This is a genomic window from Flavobacterium sp. GCM10022190, from assembly GCF_042656445.1.
In the GTDB taxonomy this organism is placed as follows: Bacteria; Bacteroidota; Bacteroidia; order Flavobacteriales; family Flavobacteriaceae; genus Flavobacterium; species Flavobacterium nitratireducens.
Genome location: NZ_JBHSOQ010000003.1, coordinates 254,042 through 278,529 on the forward strand (window position 1 = coordinate 254,042; position 24,488 = coordinate 278,529).

Annotated in this window: 15 protein-coding genes; 12 read left to right on the forward strand and 3 right to left on the reverse strand. The window is 32.9% G+C overall.

Annotated features, from left to right (window positions below):
* Nucleotides 1–30 precede the first annotated feature (30 nt).
* The 3 genes from ACFPTQ_RS11250 to ACFPTQ_RS11260 are packed head-to-tail and all read left to right on the forward strand — an operon-like array spanning nucleotide 31 to nucleotide 3,922.
* Entirely contained in the window at nucleotides 31–945 is a 915-nt protein-coding gene (locus tag ACFPTQ_RS11250; protein WP_379777588.1) for a FecR family protein, read from the forward strand.
* On the forward strand, nucleotides 932–3,463 hold the full coding sequence (locus ACFPTQ_RS11255) for a TonB-dependent receptor (RefSeq protein ID WP_379777590.1): 2,532 nt from the start codon (nucleotides 932–934) through the stop codon (nucleotides 3,461–3,463). The genes ACFPTQ_RS11250 and ACFPTQ_RS11255 overlap by 14 nt, the downstream gene beginning before the upstream one ends.
* Before the next feature lie 60 nt (nucleotides 3,464–3,523).
* A complete protein-coding gene (locus ACFPTQ_RS11260; RefSeq protein WP_379777592.1) occupies nucleotides 3,524–3,922 on the forward strand; it encodes a DoxX family protein in 399 nt (132 codons plus the stop codon).
* A gap of 60 nt (nucleotides 3,923–3,982) precedes the next feature.
* Here the strand turns inward: ACFPTQ_RS11260 and glmM are convergent, their stop codons facing one another.
* Complete coding sequence (gene glmM, locus ACFPTQ_RS11265; protein ID WP_379777594.1) at nucleotides 3,983–5,377, reverse strand: phosphoglucosamine mutase; 1,395 nt, start codon at nucleotides 5,375–5,377, stop codon at nucleotides 3,983–3,985.
* Between the two features lie 99 nt (nucleotides 5,378–5,476).
* On the opposite strand from glmM, the gene ACFPTQ_RS11270 reads away from it, so the two are divergent.
* The 8 genes from ACFPTQ_RS11270 (at nucleotide 5,477) to ACFPTQ_RS11305 (ending at nucleotide 19,088) form a co-directional block, all read left to right on the forward strand.
* The gene (locus ACFPTQ_RS11270) at nucleotides 5,477–6,061 is read left to right on the forward strand and encodes an ACP phosphodiesterase (RefSeq protein WP_379777596.1); all 585 of its coding nucleotides are present in this window, start codon (nucleotides 5,477–5,479) and stop codon (nucleotides 6,059–6,061) included.
* A 1-nt stretch (nucleotide 6,062) separates the two neighbouring features.
* Nucleotides 6,063–6,743, forward strand: a complete 681-nt coding sequence (locus ACFPTQ_RS11275; RefSeq protein WP_379777598.1) for a DNA alkylation repair protein — start codon at nucleotides 6,063–6,065, stop codon at nucleotides 6,741–6,743.
* A gap of 33 nt (nucleotides 6,744–6,776) precedes the next feature.
* Entirely contained in the window at nucleotides 6,777–8,561 is a 1,785-nt protein-coding gene (locus ACFPTQ_RS11280) for a chloride channel protein (RefSeq protein ID WP_278035792.1), read from the forward strand.
* Between the two features lie 110 nt (nucleotides 8,562–8,671).
* On the forward strand, nucleotides 8,672–9,625 hold the full coding sequence (locus ACFPTQ_RS11285; protein ID WP_379777600.1) for a Fic family protein: 954 nt from the start codon (nucleotides 8,672–8,674) through the stop codon (nucleotides 9,623–9,625).
* A 129-nt stretch (nucleotides 9,626–9,754) separates the two neighbouring features.
* Nucleotides 9,755–12,592: an excinuclease ABC subunit UvrA gene (uvrA, locus tag ACFPTQ_RS11290; protein WP_379777603.1), complete on the forward strand. Its 2,838-nt coding sequence runs from the start codon at nucleotides 9,755–9,757 to the stop codon at nucleotides 12,590–12,592.
* A gap of 248 nt (nucleotides 12,593–12,840) precedes the next feature.
* Nucleotides 12,841–13,569 (forward strand): TIGR00730 family Rossman fold protein, encoded by a 729-nt coding sequence (locus ACFPTQ_RS11295; RefSeq protein WP_278035795.1) that lies wholly within the window; start codon nucleotides 12,841–12,843, stop codon nucleotides 13,567–13,569.
* Nucleotides 13,570–13,623: 54 nt separating this feature from the next.
* Nucleotides 13,624–16,494, forward strand: a complete 2,871-nt coding sequence (locus ACFPTQ_RS11300) for an aminopeptidase (protein WP_379777605.1) — start codon at nucleotides 13,624–13,626, stop codon at nucleotides 16,492–16,494.
* 185 nt (nucleotides 16,495–16,679) lie between these two features.
* Nucleotides 16,680–19,088 carry an alpha-ketoacid dehydrogenase subunit alpha/beta gene (locus ACFPTQ_RS11305; protein WP_379777607.1) on the forward strand — a complete coding sequence of 803 codons (2,409 nt, stop codon included), beginning with the start codon at nucleotides 16,680–16,682 and terminating at the stop codon, nucleotides 19,086–19,088.
* A 167-nt stretch (nucleotides 19,089–19,255) separates the two neighbouring features.
* Here ACFPTQ_RS11305 and ACFPTQ_RS11310 read toward each other — a convergent pair whose 3' ends face one another.
* Together ACFPTQ_RS11310 and ACFPTQ_RS11315 are read right to left on the reverse strand one after the other, a co-directional pair.
* Nucleotides 19,256–20,587: an inorganic phosphate transporter gene (locus ACFPTQ_RS11310; protein WP_379777609.1), complete on the reverse strand. Its 1,332-nt coding sequence runs from the start codon at nucleotides 20,585–20,587 to the stop codon at nucleotides 19,256–19,258.
* A 28-nt stretch (nucleotides 20,588–20,615) separates the two neighbouring features.
* Nucleotides 20,616–21,260 carry a DUF47 domain-containing protein gene (locus tag ACFPTQ_RS11315; protein ID WP_278035798.1) on the reverse strand — a complete coding sequence of 215 codons (645 nt, stop codon included), beginning with the start codon at nucleotides 21,258–21,260 and terminating at the stop codon, nucleotides 20,616–20,618.
* Between the two features lie 626 nt (nucleotides 21,261–21,886).
* On the opposite strand from ACFPTQ_RS11315, the gene thrA reads away from it, so the two are divergent.
* Nucleotides 21,887–24,334, forward strand: coding sequence for a bifunctional aspartate kinase/homoserine dehydrogenase I (gene thrA / locus ACFPTQ_RS11320; protein WP_379777611.1), 2,448 nt, complete (start codon nucleotides 21,887–21,889; stop codon nucleotides 24,332–24,334).
* Nucleotides 24,335–24,488 lie beyond the last annotated feature (154 nt).

Sequence of the window (24,488 nt, forward strand, 5' to 3'; positions counted from 1 at the left end):
TGAGTTGTCTTAACCCTATAGCGAGAACAAATGAAAAAGGAAAAAGAAATATTAAAATGGCTAGATGGCGAACTTTCAAGTAAAGAAATCGTAGATTTAAAACAATCTGAAGATTTTGATACTATTGAGAAAATAGCGCATTATGCTTCACACATCGATACGCCAAAAATAAATGCTGAAGAAGCTTTGGCTGCATTTAAAAACAGAAACCTAACTAAAAAGAAACCTAAAGTACGTCCATTGTATTTTAGTACTGTTTTTAAAATTGCGGCAGTATTTCTGGTATTATTAACATCTGCCTATTTTCTGTTTTTGAATAGCAACCAATCATTTGAAACGGGAATTGCTCAAACCAAATCATTTAAATTACCTGATAATTCAGATGTATTGCTAAATGCGTCCTCCAAAATTACTTTCAACGAGAACAATTGGGACAAACAAAGAAGTTTAACTCTAGAAGGTGAAGCCTATTTTGAAGTTCAAAAAGGAAAAACCTTTAGTGTTCAATCTGCTGATGGAGTGGTTAAAGTATTAGGAACCCATTTTGATGTAAAACAACGTAATAATTACTACGAAGTAAGCTGTTTTGAAGGTTTGGTAAGTGTCACCTACAATAATACCACAGTAAAATTACCTCCTGGTAAAAGTTTTAGAGTAATTAACAATCGTATTGAAAAAACAGATGATTTTGATGCTCAAATACCATCATGGTTACAAAAAGAATCTAGTTTTACCCGCATCCCTTTGAATTTAGTAATTGCCGAATTAGAACGCCAATATGATATCAAAATAGAAACTGAGAATATAGATACAACCAAATTATTTACAGGAAGTTTTACGCATAGCAATCAAAAAGTTGCACTAGAATCCATAACAATTCCGTTACAACTTAGTTATAAAGTAAAAGGTAAAACGATTATATTATACCAATATGAGGTTCAATAAATGGATTTTTTATATATTATTGATAGGAATCAAGAGTATTTGTTCGGCACAAACTAACAGCAACAAAACACCTCTAACAATTGTTATCAAAACCATTGAACAACAGTTTGATGTAAAATTTTCTTATGCCGTAGACGATATCGCTGCCATTACTATCGAAAAACCCAATGCAACACTAAATCTTCAACAAACAATTGATGATTTGAATGCGAAAGTTCCGCTTCAGTTTAAGGCATTAGACAACCGATATATTACCATTTCTAAATTGAATAAAAACATCCGTGCCTGTGGAGTTGTTCTTGCTGCAGATAGTAAAACAATACTTCCAGGAGCATCTATTAGAACTACTAATTCTAACTGGACTGTTGCTGCTAAAAATGGAAATTTCAATTTAGAAAATGTACCCATTGATGCTATTATTTCGATTTCATACATTGGTTATGAAACTAAAGAGTTAAAAGCAAAAGATTTTTTTGCTGCTGCAAAAGAAGGTTTAACCATTTTATTAAAACCTTCTAAAGAAGAACTTAATCCTGTTTTAATACCTGTTTTTCTAACCTCGGGATTACAAAAAACCACCGATGGAAGTACCATTTTATACACTAAGAAATTTGGAATCTTACCGGGTTTAACCGAACCAGATGTTTTACAATCCATACAGACCCTACCCGGAATTGAAAGCACTAATGAAAGCGTAGCAAATATCAATGTTCGAGGCGGTACGAACGATCAAAACTTTATGCTTTGGGATAATATTAAAATGTATCATTCTGGACATTTTTTTGGTTTAATTTCTGCTTATAATCCTAATTTGACTAACAAAATTGTGGTTACAAAAAACGGAACCAGCGCCGAATTTAGTGATGGGGTTTCTAGCATGATTAACATGAGCACTAATAATGAAATCAAAAAATCAATTTCAGGTGGAGCTGGGATAAACCTAATAAGTGGTGACTTTTTTGTACAAATTCCATTGGCAACAAACCTAGAAATTGACCTTTCTGCTCGCCATTCTATAACCGATTTTGTAAACACTCCTACGTATTCTAAATACTACAAAAAGAGTTTTCAAGATAGCGAAATTAATGCTGATAATACCGATAGAAATACCAATTCAGACTTTAATTTCTACGATTATACTGCTAAAATTCTTTATGACTTAAATGATAAGCATCAACTTAGAGCTAATCTAATTGGTATTACCAACGACCTCAACTATTCTGAAAAAAATAATGCAAACGAAAGTTTATCCAAATCCAGTGGGCTTTCGCAAAAAAATATTGGTTTTGGTGGAAGTTGGAATGCAAAGTGGAGTCCTAAAATCAGCACCGAATTCAACAGCTATTATTCCAGATACAATATCGATTCGCGTGATTACCGAATTGCTACAGACCAGCTTTTAACAGAAGCGAATGAAGTAATTGAAACAGGAGCCAAATTCAATTTACATTATTTAATTAATGAAAATTTTAAGCTCTTAACAGGCTATCAAATGAATGAAACAGGGATGCTGAATCAAACACGAGTGAATAATCCGTTGTATTCAAGTACCAAAAAAACCGTTTTGCTTAATCATGCAACTTACGCTGAAACCACTTATCAAAAAAACAATACTTTCTTACGAATGGGACTTCGTTTGAATTATTTCCAAAAATTTCAAAAATTCCTAATAGAACCTCGTATCAATGTTAGACAAAGTATCGCAAAAGGACTAGCACTAAAAGTTGAAGGAGAGTTTAAAAATCAAAGTTCTACGCAAATTATCGATTTTGAAGATGATTTTTTAGGTGTAGAAAAAAGACGTTGGCAGTTAGTTGACAATAATACCATTCCAATTGCTCAAAGTAAACAAGCCTCTTTTGGCATCGATTATAGCCAAAACAATTGGAATATAGACCTAACTTCTTTCTATAAAATAGTAGATGGGATTACAGCTTCCAACCAAGGTTTTTATAATAATTTTCAATATCAAAATGCTCATGGAAGTTATACTAATAAAGGAATTGAATTTCTAATTAATAAAACCACTCAAGATTTTAGTACTTGGATAAGCTATACTTATAGCCAAAACAACTATCATTTTGACAGTTTCATTCCGTCTACTTTTCCTAATAATGTTGATATAAGACATTCGATAACATTCGGATTCAATTATACTGTTTTTGACAATTTAAAAATAGCTATTGGTGGAACTTGGCGTAACGGAGTACCTTATACCAAACCTGTAGAAGGGAACGAAACCGTACAAAATGGAAACCGTTACTTTGTTAATTATGACGCGCCAAACAGCTTAAACTTATATAATTTTTTACGACTAGATACTTCCTTAAGTTATAATTTCAATTTTACTTCTAGTATAAAAGGAGCACTTAGAGCTGGTGTTATTAATGCTACAAATCATGAAAACACAATTAATCGCTACTATAAAGTGGATCCAAATGATAATTCCAAAGCCATACAAGTAAACAATAAATCGTTAGGTATGACTCCCAATATTAGCTTTAGAATGAATTTTTAATATATTCGATTCTGTAATTATTTGTTTACTTTTAAAAAAACTATTTTAATTATAAAAGTTATGAAGAAAAACATTGATTTAGGACTACTTATCATTCGTGTTGCTGTAGGAGGATTAATGCTACTACATGGAATAGCAAAAATTGGGAAAACCTCTTTTATTGCTGGACTACTATCCGAAAAAGGATTACCAGAATTTTTATCTTATGGTGTTTATCTAACAGAGATAATTGCACCTATACTAATTCTTATTGGTTACAGAACTAGACTTTCATCAATTGCCTATGTTTTTGGGGCTTTGTTTGCTTTGTTCTTAGTTCACACTAACGAGATTTTACAACTAAATGAAAATGGGGGCTGGCAACTAGAGTTATTAGGATTGTATATTTCTGGCGGTATTGCTTTAGTATTTACAGGTGGTGGAAAAATAGCTCTTTCGCATTCTAATGAATGGGATTAACAAAACAAAAACCCTTTCAAAATCAAATTTGAAAGGGTTTTAATTTTTTATAAACAATAATTAAATTCCAGCAATCGCTTTGATTTCATCAATGATTCGCAATGCTAAAGCATCCGCTTGTGATTGTGATGGAGCTTCAGTATAAATACGAATAATTGGTTCTGTATTTGATTTTCTTAAATGAACCCATTCGTTAGCAAAATCAATTTTAACTCCGTCAATAGTAGAAATATCTTCATTTTTGTATTTCTCTGTCATAGCCACTAAAATAGCATCTACATCAATTTGAGGTGTCAATTCGATTTTATTTTTACTCATATAATACTCTGGATACGAAGCGCGTAAAGCAGAAACACTACAATTTTTATTTGCTAAATGCGTTAAAAACAACGCCACTCCTACCAAACTATCTCTTCCATAATGAGACTCAGGATAAATAATACCTCCATTACCTTCTCCTCCAATAACAGCATTATTTTTCTTCATTAATTCAACCACATTCACCTCACCTACTGAACTGGCTTCGTAACTTCCGTTGTGTGCATTAGTAACATCGCGTAATGCACGTGACGAAGACATATTAGAAACAGTATTTCCTGGTGTCTTACTCAAAACATAATCAGCTACTGCTACTAAAGTATATTCTTCACCAAACATTTCGCCATCTTCACTAATGAAAGCCAAACGATCCACATCTGGATCAACTACAATACCAAAATCCGCTTTTTCTTCCACCACTAATTCGCATATATCCGTTAAATGCTCTTTTAATGGTTCTGGGTTATGCGGAAAATGTCCATTAGGTTCACAGTATAATTTTACTACTTCTACCCCCATTAATTCCAGTAATTTTGGAATAATAACCCCTCCTGACGAATTCACGCCATCAACAACTACTTTAAATTTAGCTGCTTTTACTGCATCAACATCTACTAAAGGCAAATTCAAAACTTCATCGATATGAATATCCATGTAAGCATCGTTTTCAATTACTTCTCCTAAACTATCCACATCAGCAAATTCAAAAGCTTCTGCCTCAGCAATAGCTAGAATTTTTTCACCTTCAACTCCATTTAAAAACTCTCCCTTTTCATTTAATAATTTTAAGGCATTCCACTGTTTTGGATTATGAGATGCGGTTAAAATAATTCCACCATCGGCACTTTCTAAAGGAACAGCCACTTCAACAGTAGGCGTTGTAGACAATCCTAAATCAATAACATCAATTCCTAAACCTACTAAGGTATTAACTACCAAATTATGAATCATAGGTCCTGAAATACGAGCATCACGACCTACAACAACTTTTAAATTTTTATTGGTATCTCCATTAGCGTTTTTTAACCAAGTTCCATATGCCGATGCAAATTTTACAGCATCTACCGGAGTAAGATTGTCTCCTACCTTACCTCCTATTGTTCCTCGAATTCCTGATATTGATTTAATTAATGTCATTCTTTCTTGTTTAAATTTTAAGTATATTAATGTTAAGTTGGACACAAATATAACAATTGACACCTTATAAAAGTCATTTAGATTTTATATTTTAGGCAAATGAATTTCTTAGCACATATCTATCTTTCTGGCGACGACGAACTTGTAAAAATTGGCAATTTTATGGCTGACGGTATTCGTGGGAAACAATTTGAAAAATATCCTGAAACAATTCAAAAAGGTATCTTGCTACATCGAGCTATTGATACCTACACCGATTCGCATCCTATTTTCAGAAAAAGCACCAAAAGATTACACCAGCGGTATCATCATTATGCTGGAGTTATTGTAGACATTTTTTACGATCATTTTTTGTCAAAAAACTGGACAAGATACGCTGATATTGATTTAAAATTATACGTAGCTGCATTTTACCAATCGATGCATAGCCACTATGAATTATTGAGCGAAAAAGCGCAAAATATTTTACCTTATATGGAAAAACAAAATTGGCTTTTAAATTACCAATCCATCGAGGGTATTCAGCAAATATTAACACAAATGGATCGCCGAACAAACAATAAATCAAATATGCGTTTTGCCACTGAAGAACTTACAAGCTATTATACCGACTTTGAAAATGAATTCACCATTTTCTTTGAAGAAATCAAAAACTATAGTTCGCAACAATTAAATAGTCTATAAAATGTCGTTTATTCTTGAACTTGAAAATCAATTTAAAGAAAAAGCAAATAGTCTTGAAGCCGAGAAGATGGCTAAATACATGAAAAATCATTTTGGTTTTTACGGTATTAAAACCACCGAAAGACGATTAATTTTTAAAACTGTCTGGAAAAAACATCAGGAAAAAATTAATACCAATTTCCAAAGCATTGTTTGGGAACTTTTCAATAAAGAACAAAGAGAACTTCAGTATTGCGCCATTGAAATTGCAATGAAAGAGTTCAAAGGAAAATACAAGAAAGAAACTATTCTATTCATAGAAAAATTAATTATAACCAACTCTTGGTGGGATAGTGTGGATACCATTTCAAAATACATTTTAGGACAATATCTTTTAGAATTTCCAGAAATGATTCCAGAAATTGTTGCAAAATTTTCCAATTCCAATAATATGTGGCTAAATCGAAGTGCTATTTTATTTCAATTAGGCTATAAAGAAAAAACCGATTTTGAATTATTAAAATCTATTTGTATTCAACATCAAAATTCAACAGAATTTTTTATTCAAAAAGCAATTGGTTGGTCTTTACGAGAGTACGCTAAAACAAATCCAAAGGCCATAATTGAATTTGTCACTAAAAGCAATTTAAAACCTTTTAGCAGAAAAGAAGCTACAAAAAACCTTAATCTTGCCCAAAAATAATAGTAAATTTGTACGACTAAAAAACAATCATACATGTTCAAAAAATATTTTTCTAAACTAGAAATTATCATTGATTGGGCACAATCTATCTTAACCCCAAAGCAATTTATTTTTCTGTCGAGTGTTTTAGTGGGAATTTCGGCGGCATTTGCTGTAATTGCATTAAAAACTTTTGCGCACTGGGTTTATTTATTTGCTACCTATGTCAACAGTATTTTAAAGTTAAGTTTCATCAATAGTATTTTACCTATTGCTGGACTCTTGCTTACTATTTTAGTTGTCAAACGTCTTTTAGGAGGAACAATAGAAAAAGGAACACCACAAATTTTATATGCAGTAGCTAAAAAAGCCAGTATAATTCCAAGAAAACAAATGTATGCTCAAATCATGACTTCTTCTTTAACTGTTGGTCTGGGAGGATCCGCAGGTTTAGAAAGCCCTATCGTTGTAACAGGAGCGGCATTTGGATCTAATTTTGCACAAAATTACAAGTTGAGTTATAAAGACAGAACACTACTCATTGGTTGTGGTGTAGCTGCTGGAATTGCTGCGGCCTTCAACGCACCTATCGCAGGAGTTTTATTTGCTATCGAGTTTCTGTTAGTCGATGTTAGTATTTCGGCATTTACGCCTATCATGATTGCTGCTGCTGCTGGTGCATTGGTTTCTGAAATCATTTTAGATGAAACCGTTTTATTGAATTTTAGACAGCAACAAGATTTTGACTACCATAAGATTCCTTTTTATGTTTTATTAGGTATCCTAACAGGATTTTTCTCGGTTTATTATACTAGAAATTTTAGAAGAACAGAACATTTTTTCTCCCATTTAAGAATGAATCCTTACAAAAAGGGACTTTTAGGGGCATCTATTTTAGCGGTTCTCATTTTTGTTTTCCCAACTTTATTTGGAGAAGGTTACGAAAGTATCAAAATCCTTGCCGATAACAATGCAGGTGAATTATTAGAAAACACCTTATTTAGTTCGTACCAAAACAACCGATGGATTATCCTTCTTTTTGTAGGAGCTACGATGATGATGAAAGTTTTTGCAACTTCAATCACCCTGGGGTCAGGAGGTAATGGAGGAAACTTTGCACCATCGCTTTTTGTAGGTTCGTACATAGGATATGTATTTTCAAAAGCAATAAACCTAACAGGAATTGCTCATTTACCTATAAGCAATTTTACAATGGTAGGAATGGCTGGAATTTTAAGCGGATTATTTCATGCACCACTCACCGCAATCTTCTTAATTGCAGAAATTACAGGTGGTTACAGTTTATTATTACCGCTTATGATTGTTGCTTCGATCAGTTTTGCCATTTCAAAACGATTTGAAAAACACTCAATGGATGTAAAAGATTTGGTTAAAAAGGGACATGCTTTTACCAGTAATAAAGACCATAACGTGTTGTCAACATTGAACACCAATTCCATTATTCAAACTGATTTTTTAACCGTTTCACCTAACGATAACCTCGAAAAATTAGTAGATTTAATTTCACATTCTAACCAAACCTATTTTGCAGTAGTTGATCAAGAAAATCACTTATTAGGAATTGTTAATTTCAACAATATCCGTGAAATTATTTTTAATAAATACCGAGTAAAATATACACTCATCAAAGAAATTATGATTGCTCCTCTTGATGTAGTATATCCATTTAACAGTATGGAAGTGGTGATGGATAAATTTGAAAAAACGAAAGCGACTTTCCTTCCCGTTGTGAAAGACGAAAAATACTTTGGTTTCATTTCTAAGGCAGCTGCACTAGAAGCCTATAGAAGTAAGTTAAGATCAATGACTATAGAATAAGCATTTTATTGAAATATAAATTAAAAAACATCCTTAGTGATGTTTTTTTTGGAGTAATTTTAATATCGGATAAGTAAATTAAATAACTTTGCCGATATATATTTGTTATTATGTGGAATATAGACACGACATATAGAACTGAATTTCAGGAAATATTCGATAGATTGTATGAGAAAAAACAACTTTTACAATCTTCTCGACCATTACCCGCTATGGCATTAAATAAAATTCGAGAAAGTCTTTCCATAGAATGGACCTTTAATTCAAATAGTATCGAAGGCAATACACTGAGTCTAAGAGAAACTCAAATGGTTTTACAGGAAGGAATTACTATAAAAGGTAAATCCTTGCGGGAACACTTTGAAACACATAATCATGACAAAGCCATAGATTACTTATTTTCAATAATAAATTACACTTATAAATTAAGAAGTATCGATATCCTTTCAATTCATGGTTTAGTATTACGCTCCATTGAAGATGATTTTGCAGGTAGATTACGAAATGGAGGGGTTCGAATTACTGGAGCAAATTTTATCCCTCCAAATGCTAATAAAGTGCCCGATTTATTAGATGAATTAATTGAATTTATCAATAAAAATCCATTGCAATTAAATGATATTGAGCTTGCTACTATTTTTCATCATAAATTAGTTTGGATTCATCCATTTTTTGATGGCAATGGAAGAACAGTACGATTATCAATGAATTTAATTTTAATGCGTTGTGGTTTCCCTCCGGCCATTATACTTAAAAATGATCGTAAAAAATATTACGAAGCATTAAACCAAGCTAACAATGGCAATTATCAGAAACTAATGCTCCTAATGAGTCAGGCTCTTGAACGTACTTTAAATATATATCTGAATGCAATGCCTGATAACGGCAACGATTATCAAAAAATTTCAGACATAGTTAATGAGCCTAATGCTGCATACGGACAAGAATATATTAGTTTACTTGCTAGAACAGGAAAAATCGATGCCTATAAAGAAGGCAGAAATTGGTACACAAGTAAAGAAGCTATAGATAATTACATAGCAACAAGAAAACGAAAACGCTAATCAAATTCAGCATTTTCGTTTTCCTTTTACTGGTTTTAAGCATCAAAACTTCATTTTTCTTCTGTGAAAGAACAAATCAAAATGGTAACTTTGCTGTCATTGCGATGAAAGAAGCAATAAGCCAAAATTATGTTAGACAAAGATAATACTATTGAAGTTTTAGGTGCTAGGGTTCACAACCTTAAAAATATAGATATTTCGATTCCTCGTGAAAAAATGGTGGTCATTACAGGACTTTCGGGCTCTGGAAAATCATCTTTAGCTTTTGATACTATTTATGCCGAAGGACAGCGACGCTATGTGGAAACTTTTTCGGCTTACGCTCGACAGTTTTTAGGCGGTTTAGAACGACCTGATGTGGATAAAATTGACGGATTGTCACCAGTAATTGCTATAGAACAAAAAACAACTAGTAAAAGTCCGCGTTCTACCGTAGGAACTATTACTGAAATTTATGATTTCCTTCGTTTACTTTATGCTCGAGGTGCCGATGCTTATAGCTACAATACGGGTGAAAAAATGGTTTCTTATTCGGATGAACAAATCAAAGAGTTAATTGTAAATGATTTTGCTAATAAGCGCATCAATATCTTAGCGCCCGTAATTAGAGCGCGTAAAGGACATTATGGTGAATTATTCCAACAAATTGCCAAACAAGGCTTTTTAAAAGTCCGAGTTAACGGAGATATTCTAGATATTACTCCCGGAATGAAACTGGATAGATATAAAACCCACGATATCGAAATTGTGGTAGACAGATTGCTTATCGATAATAGCGAGGACAATCAAAAGCGTCTTTCCGAAAGTATTAATACTGCTATGCACCACGGCGAAAATGTATTGATGATATTAGACCAAGATAGTCAAGAAGTACGTTATTTTAGTCGAAATTTAATGTGTCCTTCCACTGGAATTTCTTATCAAAATCCGGAACCTAATTTATTTTCATTCAATTCGCCAAAAGGAGCTTGCGAACACTGTAATGGCTTAGGAACGGTAAACGAAATCAACGTTAAAAAGATTATTCCTAATCCTAAACTTTCCATAAAAGCAGGTGGTTTTGCACCTTTGGGCGAATATAAATCTTCCTGGATTTTTAAACAATTAGAAATCATTGGACAAAAATATAATTTCAAAATTACGGACCCAATTGAAAACATCCCTGATGAAGCGATGGAAATGATTTTGAATGGTGGAAAAGAAAAATTCACCATCAATTCTAAAGACTTAGGAGTTGCCCGTGATTACAAAATAGATTTTGAAGGAATAGCACATTTCATTAAAAGTCAACATGATGAAAATGGCTCAACCACCATCAAACGTTGGGCAAAAGATTTCATGGACGAATTAGAATGTCCTGTTTGTGAAGGATCTCGTCTAAAAAAAGAAGCCTTGTTTTTCAAAATTGATGAAAAAAATATTGCTGAATTGTGCAATATGGATATTTCAGATTTAACCAAATGGTTCCATAATTTAAATTCGCATTTATCAGATAAACAACTTCTTATTGCTTCTGAAGTAATCAAAGAGATAAAGGATCGATTGGATTTTTTAATGAATGTTGGTCTGGATTATTTGGCTTTAAGCCGAAGTTCGAAATCACTTTCTGGGGGTGAAGCACAACGCATTCGATTAGCAACACAAATTGGTTCCCAGTTAGTGGGAGTTCTTTATATTTTGGACGAACCCAGTATTGGTTTGCACCAAAGAGATAATGAAAAACTCATCCATTCATTAGAACAATTACGTGATATTGGAAACTCGGTCATTGTAGTAGAACACGACAAAGACATGATTGAACGTGCCGATTATGTAATTGATATTGGACCTAAAGCAGGAAAATTTGGTGGTGAAATAATTAGTATTGGGACACCAAAAGAAACCCTGAAATCCAACACCATTACGGCACAGTATCTTAATGGAAAAATGAAATTTGAAATTCCTAAAAAACGTCGTGAAGGCAATGGAAATTTCTTGAAATTAAGTGGCGCTACTGGAAACAATTTAAAAAATGTTTCTATCGAATTGCCTTTAGGTAAAATGATTTGTGTAACTGGAGTGTCAGGAAGTGGAAAATCGACTTTGATTAATGAAACACTCTACCCTATCCTAAACGCTCATTATTTTAATGGTGTAAAAAAACCACAACCCTACAAAAAAATTGAAGGTTTAGAAAATATTGACAAAGTTATTGATATTGATCAAAGTCCAATAGGTAGAACGCCACGCTCTAATCCGGCGACCTATACCGAAGTCTTTACCGAAATCAGAGCCTTATTTACAAAAACCCCTGAAAGTATGATTCGGGGTTACAAAGCGGGTCGTTTTAGTTTCAATGTAGCAGGTGGCCGCTGTGAAACTTGTCAAGGTTCAGGTGTGCGAACTATCGAAATGAACTTCTTACCCGATGTTTATGTAGAATGTGAAACTTGTCAAGGAAAACGCTTTAATAGAGAAACCTTAGAAATTCGCTATAAAGGAAAATCCATTTCGGATGTATTAAATATGACCGTAGATGAAGCGGTTCCTTTCTTTGAAAATATACCTAAAATTCACCGAAAAATTAAAACCATTCAGGATGTTGGCTTAGGATATATTACTTTGGGACAACAAAGTACTACGCTTTCTGGTGGAGAGGCGCAACGCATCAAATTAGCAGGAGAATTATCAAAAAAAGATACAGGAAATACTTTTTATATCTTGGACGAACCTACTACTGGTCTACATTTCGAAGATATTCGAGTGCTAATGGAAGTTATCAATAAATTAGTCGACAAAGGAAATACTATATTGATTATTGAACATAATCTGGATGTAATCAAACTAGCCGATTATATTATCGATATAGGTCCAGAAGGCGGGAAAGGCGGCGGAACAGTCGTTGCAAAAGGAACACCTGAAGAAGTTGCTCAAGTCAAGAAAAGCTATACCGCCAAATTCTTAAAAAAAGAACTAGAACAATCGTAATCACTATATCAAAAAGGAATTCGTTTAATATGAGTTCCTTTTTTGTTTACTAAAACAACACTAATCATTTACTTACCAACGAATTAATCAATTAATCATTTTTTTAGCTAAAATTTAAGAGATTACACTGAAGTATTTATGCAAAAAAAAGCCTAACTTAGTGTGTAAACCAATTTTTAATTAACTTTTTCACCCTAAATTAACCATTAATACTTCATTTTGAAGTCATTAAACAAAAACTTAAAATTATGCTTTTAGAAGATTTTGAAAATGATGAAGAAAAAATCATCCAAGACCGATTAAAACAAAAAACATGGAATGAAATTCGTACCAATGATAGCTGGGCTATTTTCAAAATCATGTCGGAGTTTGTTAATGGTTTTGAAAACATGGGACGTATAGGTCCATGTGTTTCCATTTTTGGTTCTGCCCGAACAAAACCTGATAATAAATACTATCAATTAGCCGAAAAAATTGCTTTCAAAATTAGTAAAGCGGGTTATGGTGTAATAACGGGTGGTGGACCAGGAATTATGGAGGCTGGAAATAAAGGCGCTCATTTAGGTGGAGGGACTTCTGTAGGACTAAATATTGACCTCCCATTTGAACAACATTTCAACCCTTATATCGACCATGATAAAAACCTTAATTTTGACTATTTTTTTGTTAGAAAAGTAATGTTTGTCAAATATTCTCAAGGTTTTGTAGTAATGCCTGGTGGTTTTGGGACCTTAGACGAAATGTTTGAAGCGATAACGCTAATACAAACCAAAAAAATTGCTCGTTTCCCAATTATTCTGGTAGGAAGTAGTTATTGGTCAGGTTTAATCGACTGGATAAAAAAAGTATTATTAGAACAAGAAAATGCCATAAGTCCAGAAGATTTGAATCTATTTAAAATTGTGGACAATGAAGACGAAGTTGTTACAGTTTTAGATAACTTTTATAAAAAATACACCTTGAAACCTAATTTTTAACCATCGTTTAAGGAACTATTATTATTTACATTTCGTATATTAATAAAACTAAAAATGTATACTGAAATAGTAATCAAACCCAAATTTACATTGAAAGCATTTTGCAAAATTTTACTGTCTATTATTGTGATTTTTGCTGGCCAAAAGAAAGTTTTGGCACAGCATAAAAATCAACTATTTGTAGATGTAGATACTGAAACTCATGTTTTACATGTGAATCAAAAAATCACCTATTTCAATACAACAAATGATACCATTTCAAAAATTATATTAAACGACTGGAATCATGCCTATTCTAATGTACAAACTCCTTTAGCATCAAGATTTTCAGATGAATTTTATCGTGGTTTTCACCTTGCAAAAGAGGAAGAAAGAGGCAATACTTCAAAATTAAAAATTACAGGAGAGAAACAATCTTTATTATCTTGGGAACGAACAAAAGAAAATCCTGATTTAGTAATTATAAATCTGCCTCAAAAATTAGCTCCAAATCAAAAAACGGAACTCCAACTTACTTATGATGCCAAAATTCCAAGTAACAAGTTTACTAAATACGGATATGATGATTTTGGTAATATGAACTTAAAAAATTGGTTTTTAACCCCCGCTCGATATGAAAACCACGAATTTGTTAGATACAGCAATGAAAATTTAGATGATATCCCTAATGCGGTTTCAGACTTTGAAGTTGAATTACGAGTAAGTAAAAACTTTGAAATTAGCACCGATTTAGATGAAAATGAAGAAATTATAGCTAATGATGACTATTCAATTCATAAATTAATTGGTAAAAACCGCATCGATTTTAGTTTACATATCGAACCGATAGCAAGTTTTACGAGTTTTAAGAACGATAATTTTGAAGTATTGACTAATTTAAATGGAGAAAAAATTACTCCTTATGCTCAAGCTCAAGCTATAGATTGTGTTGTTCGATTTGTAAAAAAACTAATTGGTGATTATCCTTTTAAAAAGATTATTATTTCACAAACTGACTATGAACGAAATCCTTTTTATGGCTTAAATCAGCTTCCTTCATTCATCAGACCTTTTTCGGACGAGTTTACCTATGAAATTAAGTTTTTAAAAACCTACATTAATGTTTTTTTAAACAATAGCCTTTATATCAATAATCGAAAAGACAGCTGGGTTCACAATGGAATTCAAATCTATATCATGATGAAATACATCGAGGAGAATTACCCAGGAACTAAAATGTTAGGTAGTGCTGCATCCTATAAATTACTTAAAAGTTATAACCTAACCAACTTAGATTTTAACGAGCAATACAGTTATTTTTATATGCTTATGGCTCGAAAAAATTTAGATCAGGCCTTGGGTGAACCTAAAAATAAATTGATCAAATTCAATGAACAAATTGCAAGCAAATACAGAGCAGGACTTAGTTTACGATTCCTAAACAGCTATCTAGAAAATGATGCCGTGAGTAAAAGCATCAATAATTTCTACATTAAAAATAACAAACAACAAACAGACGCATTGGATTTTGAAAATGCTCTAAAAAATCAAACTACTAAAGATATTGATTGGTTCTTTAAAACGATTATCTACTCCAGAGATCTTATCGATTATAAATTTGATAAGGTTACTAAAACAACTGATAGCATCCAATTTTCACTAAAAAACAAAACAGGGATTAATGTTCCTATTCCTATTTATGGAACAAACAAAGGTGAAATTGTATTTAAGGAATGGATAGAACCAGGACCGAAAGACAGTATTTATAGTCTAGCGCGAAATGAAGCGAACAAGATTATTTTAAATTATAAAAACGAAGTTCCTGAATACAATTTAAGAAACAACTGGAGATCACTAAAATCATTTTTTCCTAACAATAGACCCTTAAAATTTGTATTCGCTAAAGATTTAGAAGACCCTTACTATAACCAAATTATATATATGCCTTCTTTTGAATACAACCTATATGATGGGCTAATTGTAGGAATGAGACTCCATAATAAGACAATACTTGAAAAACCTTTTACCTTTACTATTAACCCATCCTACTCCAGCAACTCGAATACTTTTTCAGGATCTGGAGGCTTTTCAATAAATAAAAACTACCGAGACAGCCGATTATTTAATGTAAAATATTCGCTTGCCGGTTCTTATTTTCATTATGCACCTGATGCTACTTATACTAAAATAAATCCTAGCATTTTATTACAAATCAGAGAAAACGATATTAGAGACAATAAAAAACAACTAATCTATTTTAGACACGTAATGGTTGATCGCCAAAAAAGTGAAATTGTAACCAATAACCCAACAAATAATTACTCCGTTTTTAATGCGAGGTATATGAATACGAAAACAGAAGTTACAGAACATTTTAGTTTTGTAAATGATATCCAAGTGGCTAGCAATTTTGGTAAACTTTCAGGAGAAATAGAGTACCGAAAACTTTTCGAGAACAATCATCGGTTTAATATTCGCCTCTATGCAGGTAGTTTTTTATATAACAAAAGTAATAATGACTACTTTAGTTTTGGTGTAGATAGACCTACCGATTATTTATTTGATTATGGTTTGTATGGTCGTTCGGAGAGTAGCGGATTTTTTAGTCAGCAATTTATTTTAGCTGAAGGAGGATTCAAATCTAAACTAAATACCGCCTTTGCTAATCAATGGATTAGCACCGTTAATACTGGTTATAACATTTGGAATTGGATAGAAATATACGGTGATGTAGGCTTGGTAAAAAACAAATACCAAAGTCCAAAATTCATTTTTGATAGTGGTATCCGACTTAATTTAGTTACGGATTACCTTGAGTTATACTTACCTGTATATTCTTCAAATGGATGGGAAATCACTCAAAACAGATACAATGAAAAAATACGTTTTATAATTACCTTTTCGCCAAAAGCACTTTTAAACCTTTTCAATCGAAAATGGTTCTAAACAAATTACTTAAAACATTACGTTGATAAAAAACCAAATATTTGACAAAAAATTTACATTTCAACAAAAAACACCTCTTTTTATTAAACAAAAACATCAAAATATAGCATGTTTTTATTTTGATTGATTATGATTATACCTACTTTTTAAGTAAATTTGCGCCAAAGAATTATAATCTTTCAATTATGATAAAAGAACAAACCAATACTACATTGACATTTGAAGATTTCAAGACTGAAGTATTGAATGATTATAAGATAGCTGTAACTAGTCGCGAATGTAGTCTTTTAGGACGTCGAGAGGTTTTGACTGGTAAAGCAAAATTTGGAATTTTTGGCGATGGAAAAGAAGTGCCTCAAATTGCAATGGCTAAATTCTTTAAGAAAGGAGATTTTCGTTCTGGTTATTATCGCGATCAAACTTTTATGATGGCCATAGGCGAATTAACCCCTTCTAACTTTTTTGCTGGATTATACGGAAACACCGATATTAAACAAGAACCAATGTCGGCGGGAAGACAAATGGGAGGCCATTTTGTTACTCATAGCTTAAATGAAGACGGAAGTTGGAAAAACCTAACCCAGCAATATAATTCTAGCTCCGATATTTCTCCTACAGCTGCTCAAATGCCTCGCCTTTTGGGTTTAGCACAAGCTTCAAAAGTGTATCGAGCACTAGACAACATACCTAATAAAGAAAATTTTTCAATAGACGGTAATGAAGTAGCTTGGGGTACTATTGGTAATGCCAGTACTTCCGAAGGAGTATTTTTTGAAACCATTAATGCAGCAGGAGTATTACAAGTACCAATGGTTATAAGTGTTTGGGATGATGAATACGGAATCTCTGTTCATGCTAAACACCAAACTACAAAAGAGAATATTTCTGAAATTTTATCTGGTTTTCAAAGAGATAAAAACAATAATGGAATTGAAATAATCACTGTAAAAGGCTGGGATTATTCTGATTTAATAACAGCATACGAAAGAGCATCTAAAATAGCTCGTGAACAACATGTACCTGTTTTAGTACACGTTACAGAACTTACACAACCTCAAGGTCATTCAAGTTCAGGGTCACACGAAAGATACAAAAGCACCGAACGACTAAACTGGGAAAGAGAATTTGATTGCATCCGACAAATGCGTTTGTGGATGATCGCAATCAATATCGCTTCGGCAGAAGAATTAAACGAAATAGAGATTGCCATAAAAAAAGAAGTTTTAGAAACAAAAAAAGCTTGTTGGACTTCTTTTATTAACCCAATCATTAATGAAAAAAATGAACTAGTTAGTTTATTAGAAAAAATTGCTCCTGCAAGCAAAAACAAAGATCAAATTCTTAAACTATCTAATAGTCTCAAAGCGATTAAAGATCCTCTAAAAAAGGAAATTTTAGCGACTGCAAGAAAATCATTACGCCTAGTGGTAAATGAAAACGTTCGTTCAGAATTAGCTACTTGGATTCAGAACTACTTTTCAAAAACACAACCTCTTTTTAGTAACAATTTATATTCTGAAACAAAAAACAATGTGTTTTCAGTTCATGAAGTATTGCCAACTTACGAGGAGAATGCTAGAAAAGATACCGATGGCAGAATGATCATCCGTGATAATTTTGATGCCTTATTTGCTAAATATCCGCAAGTTTTAATTTTTGGTGAAGACTCTGGAAACATTGGTGACGTAAATCAAGGCCTAGAGGGGATGCAAGAAAAATACGGAATTACCCGAGTTGCCGACGTAGGAATCAGAGAAGCAACCATCATAGGACAAGGTATTGGACTGGCTTTAAGAGGATTAAGACCCATCGCAGAGATTCAATATTTAGACTATCTATTGTATGCTATACAAATTCTAAGCGATGACTTGGCTTCCTTGTTATATAGAACTGTAGGAAAGCAAAATGCCCCCTTAATCATCCGAACTCGCGGACATCGACTAGAAGGAATTTGGCATTCTGGTTCTCCAATGGGAATGATTATAAATGCGTTAAGAGGAATTAATGTTTTAGTCCCTAGAGATATGACAAAAGCTGCCGGTTTTTACAATTCCCTTTTAGAATGTGATGAACCAGCTCTTGTAATCGAATGCTTAAATGGTTACCGATTAAAAGAAAAAGCACCGACTAATTTTGGTGAATTTAAAACGCCTATTGGAGTTGTTGAAACGATCAAAGCAGGTACAGATATCACTTTGGTATCCTATGGATCTACACTACGATTAGTAGAACAAGCAGCAAAAGAATTAGAGGAAGTTGGTATCAATTGTGAGGTAATTGATATTCAATCTTTAATCCCTTTTGATAAAAATCACGATATCGCTAAGAGTGTACAAAAAACCAATCGTTTGCTTGTGATAGACGAAGATGTTCCAGGAGGAGCTTCTGCTTATATTTTACAAAAGATTATTGAGGAACAAGGTGCATATCAATATTTGGACAGCCAACCTCAAACTTTAGCTGCTCAAGAACACAGACCAGCTTATGGAACAGACGGGGATTATTTTTCTAAACCATCTATTGAAGATATTTTCGAAAAAGTATATTCCATACTATCCGAAAGCAATCCTACAAAATACCCTAAACTTTACTAAAAAGAACAATAACAAAACAGGTACTTTTTAGTTATGTAAGAGTTAACAACAAAAGAACTTGATTTATTCAGGTTCTTTTTTTTATACCTTTATGTTCAAAATTCAACAAAAAAACCTCAAATAACGAAAGGTCATTTGAGGTTTTTCTAAATCTTTAAACTATTATTCTATATAAAAATAGTCAATATATAATAAAATAAAGCAGCTAATAACGCCGAAATTGGAATCGTTAAAATCCAAGCCCAAATCAAGCTTACCGTAACTCCCCAACGAACAGCAGAAACACGTTTAGTCAATCCAACTCCAATTATAGATCCTGTAATTGTATGTGTTGTACTTACTGGAATTTTTAAGTGCTCTGTAAAATATAAAGTCAAAGCTCCAGCTGTTTCTGCCGCTACCCCTTCAAAAGAAGTTACTTTAGTAATTTTAGACCCCATGGTTTTGACAATTTTCCAACCACCACTTAATGTTCCCACTGCAATTGCCGAATAACAAGCTAATGGAATCCAACCTGGCATTTGTCCTTTTATCCCTTTATCTTCATTAGGCAAGACCACATCGAGCCATGAATCCATATGAACTCCAGGATTAGTATGGATATATACCGCAACTGCTGCTGCAATAATACCCATTACTTTTTGAGAATCATTTCCTCCGTGCCCTAAGCTAAATGCAGCAGAAGACAATAATTGCATTTTCTTTAAAGCTGCTTCTGCTTGATGTAAATTTAAACTACTAAATATCAAACAAAAACAACTTACAGTCAATACAATAAAACCAACTAAAAGCCATTTAATATTATGGGAATCAAATGCAACGCTCCAAAAATGAGAATCAAAACGAGGCTTTTCTATTTCCTCATAAGAAACCATTTGGTGGTTTACAAACCAAATCGTAGCAAGCATCAAAGCCACAGTAAAAATCTTAGGACCAATATTTTTTCGAGAAGCATTTAACAACCAAATCGATATCAAATAAGATGCTAAAGCTCCTAACAATGGCGCTAAAACAATAAAAGCAATGATAATAATAACACCTGAAGGCATACCTCCATCTTTACCAGCCTTATACCAACTTACGATTTGATACCAATAATGAGTTTCTCCATCTTCTCCTATATAACCTGAAAAACCGTGAACAGCAATAGCATGAGCAATAGCCGCTCCAGCAAAACCTCCAATTAATGTATGAGAAGAACTCGATGGAATACCTAACCACCAGGTTAGTAAATTCCAACAAATAGCAGCAATAACACCAGCTAAAATTACAACGAGATTAATCTCCATTGTGTGCGCCGTTTTTGCTACTGTATCTGCTACTCCAAAACCAAAAACCCAATAGGCAAGGAAATTAAAAAAAGCAGCCCAAAGAACCGCCTGAAACGGAGTCAATACTTTGGTAGCAACTACTGTTGCAATAGCATTAGCCGCATCATGAAAACCATTAATGTAATCAAAAATTAGTGCTAAAACTATAATTGTGATAAGTAAAGTCATACCTTATTACTTCAAAGAATAAATTAAATTAAGAATGTTTAACCGCAATCGATTCTAAAACACTAGCTACACTTTTACATTTATCAGTAGCCGATTCTAGGATAGACAATACTTCTTTGTATTTAATAATGCTTTTTGCATCTGTTTCATTCTCAAAAATTTCAAATACCGCTTTATTATAAACGTTATCTGATTTGTTTTCTAACTTAGAAATCTTAGCACAGGCCGCTTTAATTTTGTGTGCATTTTTAAAATCTCTCAATTCTTTTACGGCAATTTCAATATTTTGACAAGCCTCAAGATTAATTTCAGTCAATTTACGAATCGATTTTGTAATCTTGTCTACTTGATACAAACGCATAATACTTGAAGCACCGTGCAAACGGTCGGCAACGTTATCAATAGAAGTAACAAGAGAGTGAATATCCTCACGATCAAAAGGAGTGATAAAGTTTTTACTCAACTCTAAATTCGTTTGACGTGTAATATCCTCACCTCTTTGTTCTAATTCGTCAATTTTATGAAAAAGCACTTCTCTTTCTTTCAATGGAAGATTAACTGCTTCATGTAAATTAGAAGCTAATTCAATTAAATTACTAGAAGCCTCTTCAAAAAGTGGAAAGAATTTTTTATCCTTCGGTACTAAAAATTGGAAAATACGGTTTATCGACATTGTTTTACTTAATTTTTTAGACAGCAAAAATACTTTTTTTTATTTGATGATAAAGTTATTTTAAAAATAATGATTCTTTTTTGAGCTATTTTTTATATCAAAAATCCTTTTTCTCAAACCAAAAAACCGCTTTCAATACCTTAACAAAGTATTACAACCAAAAAATAAGAAAATTCCAAACAAAAACAAACCACTCCAAAACCGATTGCTAATAGAATTTCAAAATACATTTTGAATAAACTTCCAGTCGGACAGAACAGAATAAAAATTTCTTCAAAACTTTACAACTAAAAGAAAGAATATCGTAAAAATTTAAGGCAATCATTCGGATTAAAATTAGCAAATAGTCTATATTTGCTCTTTTTTTAATTTTTTCACAAAAACCATCAAAAGCTTTTTGCTTTTTATAAAAAACTGTATTTTTGGGAACTCTTATGAAAAACAACAGAACTACATATTATTCTCTTACAAGCAGTCCTATTTGGGTTGCTATTTCTGTTACAACTACTACTACCCCTTAGGGGTATTCAATTATTACATATAATCAATAACCGTAGATGCTTTTTTCATTAGAAGAAAGTTCTTGGGTGTATATAAAACATTGCTTTTAAAATAAAACATACAAAATGAAAGTATTAAAATTTGGTGGAACTTCGGTAGCCAATGCAAAAAATATAAAACTAGTTCTTGATATTGTTCTTAACAAAGCTAAAAATGACAAACTAGTAGTAGTCGTTTCAGCGCTAAGCAAAGTAACTGATTTGCTGCAACTTGCTGCTTCTAAAGCAGCCTTAAACGATGAAACCTACAAAGATATCGTTGCTGAAATTGAGAAAAAACACTTAGACGCTTTAAAAGAATTAATTCCTGTAAGCGAACAAAGTAGTTCTTTAAGTCACATTAAAAGAATCGTTAACCATCTAGAAACCATATTAGATGGTTGTTTCCTTTTGGGTGAATTATCGGCTAGAACATCAGATACAATTTTAAGTTTTGGAGAATTACTTTCCTCTTATATTATTGCCGAAGCACTAAAACAAAACCTAAAAAACAGTGGCTACAAAGACAGCCGTGAATTAATCAAAACCAATAATAATTATGGTAAGGCGGCAGTAAACTTTGAAGTTACTAATGCTTTAACTACTGCGTTTTTCAATTCAAATGACGCACAAGTAACCATTATGCCTGGTTTTATCGCTTCTTCTTTGGATGATATCAATACCACTTTAGGACGTGGTGGTTCTGATTATACTGCTGCAATTATTGCTGGTGCCTTAGATGCAAGCGAATTAGAAATTTGGACAGACGTTAACGGAATGTTTACAGCTAATCCAAAAATTGTAAAACAAGCCAGACCTATTGCTACTATTTCGTACCAAGAAGCAATGGAGTTATCGCATTTTGGTGCAAAAGTTTTATATCCGCCAACAATCCAACCTGTTTTAAGAAAAAACATTCCTATTCATATCAAAAATACTTTTGAACCAGAGGCCGAAGGAACTTACATTTCTAATGTTTCGGTATCTAATGGTCAACCCGTAAGAGGAATTAGTCATATTGATAATATTACATTGATTACTCTTGAAGGGCCAGGAATGATTGGTGTTTCAGGTTCTTCAAAAAGACTATTCGAAGTATTGTCACAAGAAGGAATCAATGTTATTTTTATCACTCAAGCTTCTTCAGAACATTCTATTTGTATTGGCATCTTGAATAACGATGCTGATGTGGCAGAATCGGCAATTAACAGCGCATTTGAAATCGAAATTGCGCAAAACAAAATCGAGCCTTGCATCGTGGAGAAAAACTTATGCATCATTGCATTAGTAGGTGAAAACATGAAAAACCATCAAGGTCTAAGCGGAAGAATGTTTAGTACTTTGGGAAAAAATAACGTAAACATCCGTGCGATTGCTCAGGGTGCTTCGGAAAGAAATATTTCGGCTGTAATTAACGAAAGAGACGTTAAAAAAGCATTGAACACTTTGCACGAAAATTTCTTTGAAGAAAACACCAAACAGCTGAACTTATTCGTAATGGGTGTGGGTAATGTAGGTGAAAAATTCATCGAGCAAATCCACCAACAAAAGAAATTCTTAAAAGAAAATCTAAAAATCAACGTTCGCGTCATTGCTTTATCCAATTCCAGAAAAATGCATTTTGACGATGACGGAATTGATTTGGATTCTTGGAAAGCCACTCTTGAAAACGGAGAAGCAGCTAACAAAGAATTGTTTATCGAAAAAGTAACTTCATTAAACTTGCGTAATTCTATCTTTGTAGATATTACTGCCAATGCAGATGTTGCGGCGATCTATGAGCGTTTCTTAAAACAAAGTGTGGGTGTGGTAACTTGTAACAAAATTGCTTGTGCTTCGGCATACGATAATTACAAAAACCTGAAAAAACTGTCCAGACAATACAATGCTCCTTTCTTATTTGAAACAAACGTGGGAGCTGGATTACCTATTATTGACACGGTAAAAAACCTAATCGCTTCAGGTGATAAAGTACACAAAATCCAAGCGGTTTTATCAGGAAGCTTGAACTTTATCTTTAACAATTTTGACGAAAACTATTCGTTCCATGATGTGGTTAAAGAAGCGGGAGTACAAGGATTTACAGAGCCTGATCCAAAAATTGACTTAAGCGGAATTGACGTAGCACGCAAAATCCTGATTTTAATTCGCGAAAGCGGTTACAAAATGGAAATCGAAGATATTGAAAACCAATCTTTCTTGCCTGCTGCTTGTATAGCAACAACCAATAACGAAGATTTCTTTAAATCCTTAATTGAATACAACAGTCATTTTGAAGGAATTTTGGCGGAAGCCAAAGCAAAAGACAGCCGCTTAAAATTTGTGGCTCAATTTGAAAATGGAAAAGCCAGCGTAGGATTGCAATTTATCCCAAAAGACCATCCTTTCTATAACCTAGAAGGAAAAGACAATATTGTATTATTCTATACGGATCGTTACGTAGACCAACCGTTATTAATCAAAGGAGCTGGTGCGGGAGCAGCGGTTACCGCTTCGGGAATTTTTGCCGATGTAATTAGAATAGGAAACGTTTAGGACGAGCCACTAAGACGCTAAGTTTTTTTTAGAAACTTTATCGAAAAGTTCTCTGAATCTATTTTCAGAAACTGAAAAGAAAAAATAATCTTAGCCGATTAAAAGATAAAAAATAAAATTTGTGCCTTTGAGCCTTCGTGGCTAAAAACAAAAA

Coding starts and splice junctions, on each gene's coding strand:
- ACFPTQ_RS11250 (WP_379777588.1), top strand. CDS start 31: ATGAAAAAGGAAAAAGAAATATTAAAATGGCTAGATGGCGAACTTTCA.
- ACFPTQ_RS11255 (WP_379777590.1), top strand. CDS start 932: ATGAGGTTCAATAAATGGATTTTTTATATATTATTGATAGGAATCAAG.
- ACFPTQ_RS11260 (WP_379777592.1), top strand. CDS start 3,524: ATGAAGAAAAACATTGATTTAGGACTACTTATCATTCGTGTTGCTGTA.
- glmM (WP_379777594.1), bottom strand. CDS start 5,377: ATGACATTAATTAAATCAATATCAGGAATTCGAGGAACAATAGGAGGT.
- ACFPTQ_RS11270 (WP_379777596.1), top strand. CDS start 5,477: ATGAATTTCTTAGCACATATCTATCTTTCTGGCGACGACGAACTTGTA.
- ACFPTQ_RS11275 (WP_379777598.1), top strand. CDS start 6,063: ATGTCGTTTATTCTTGAACTTGAAAATCAATTTAAAGAAAAAGCAAAT.
- ACFPTQ_RS11280 (WP_278035792.1), top strand. CDS start 6,777: ATGTTCAAAAAATATTTTTCTAAACTAGAAATTATCATTGATTGGGCA.
- ACFPTQ_RS11285 (WP_379777600.1), top strand. CDS start 8,672: ATGTGGAATATAGACACGACATATAGAACTGAATTTCAGGAAATATTC.
- uvrA (WP_379777603.1), top strand. CDS start 9,755: ATGTTAGACAAAGATAATACTATTGAAGTTTTAGGTGCTAGGGTTCAC.
- ACFPTQ_RS11295 (WP_278035795.1), top strand. CDS start 12,841: ATGCTTTTAGAAGATTTTGAAAATGATGAAGAAAAAATCATCCAAGAC.
- ACFPTQ_RS11300 (WP_379777605.1), top strand. CDS start 13,624: ATGTATACTGAAATAGTAATCAAACCCAAATTTACATTGAAAGCATTT.
- ACFPTQ_RS11305 (WP_379777607.1), top strand. CDS start 16,680: ATGATAAAAGAACAAACCAATACTACATTGACATTTGAAGATTTCAAG.
- ACFPTQ_RS11310 (WP_379777609.1), bottom strand. CDS start 20,587: ATGACTTTACTTATCACAATTATAGTTTTAGCACTAATTTTTGATTAC.
- ACFPTQ_RS11315 (WP_278035798.1), bottom strand. CDS start 21,260: ATGTCGATAAACCGTATTTTCCAATTTTTAGTACCGAAGGATAAAAAA.
- thrA (WP_379777611.1), top strand. CDS start 21,887: ATGAAAGTATTAAAATTTGGTGGAACTTCGGTAGCCAATGCAAAAAAT.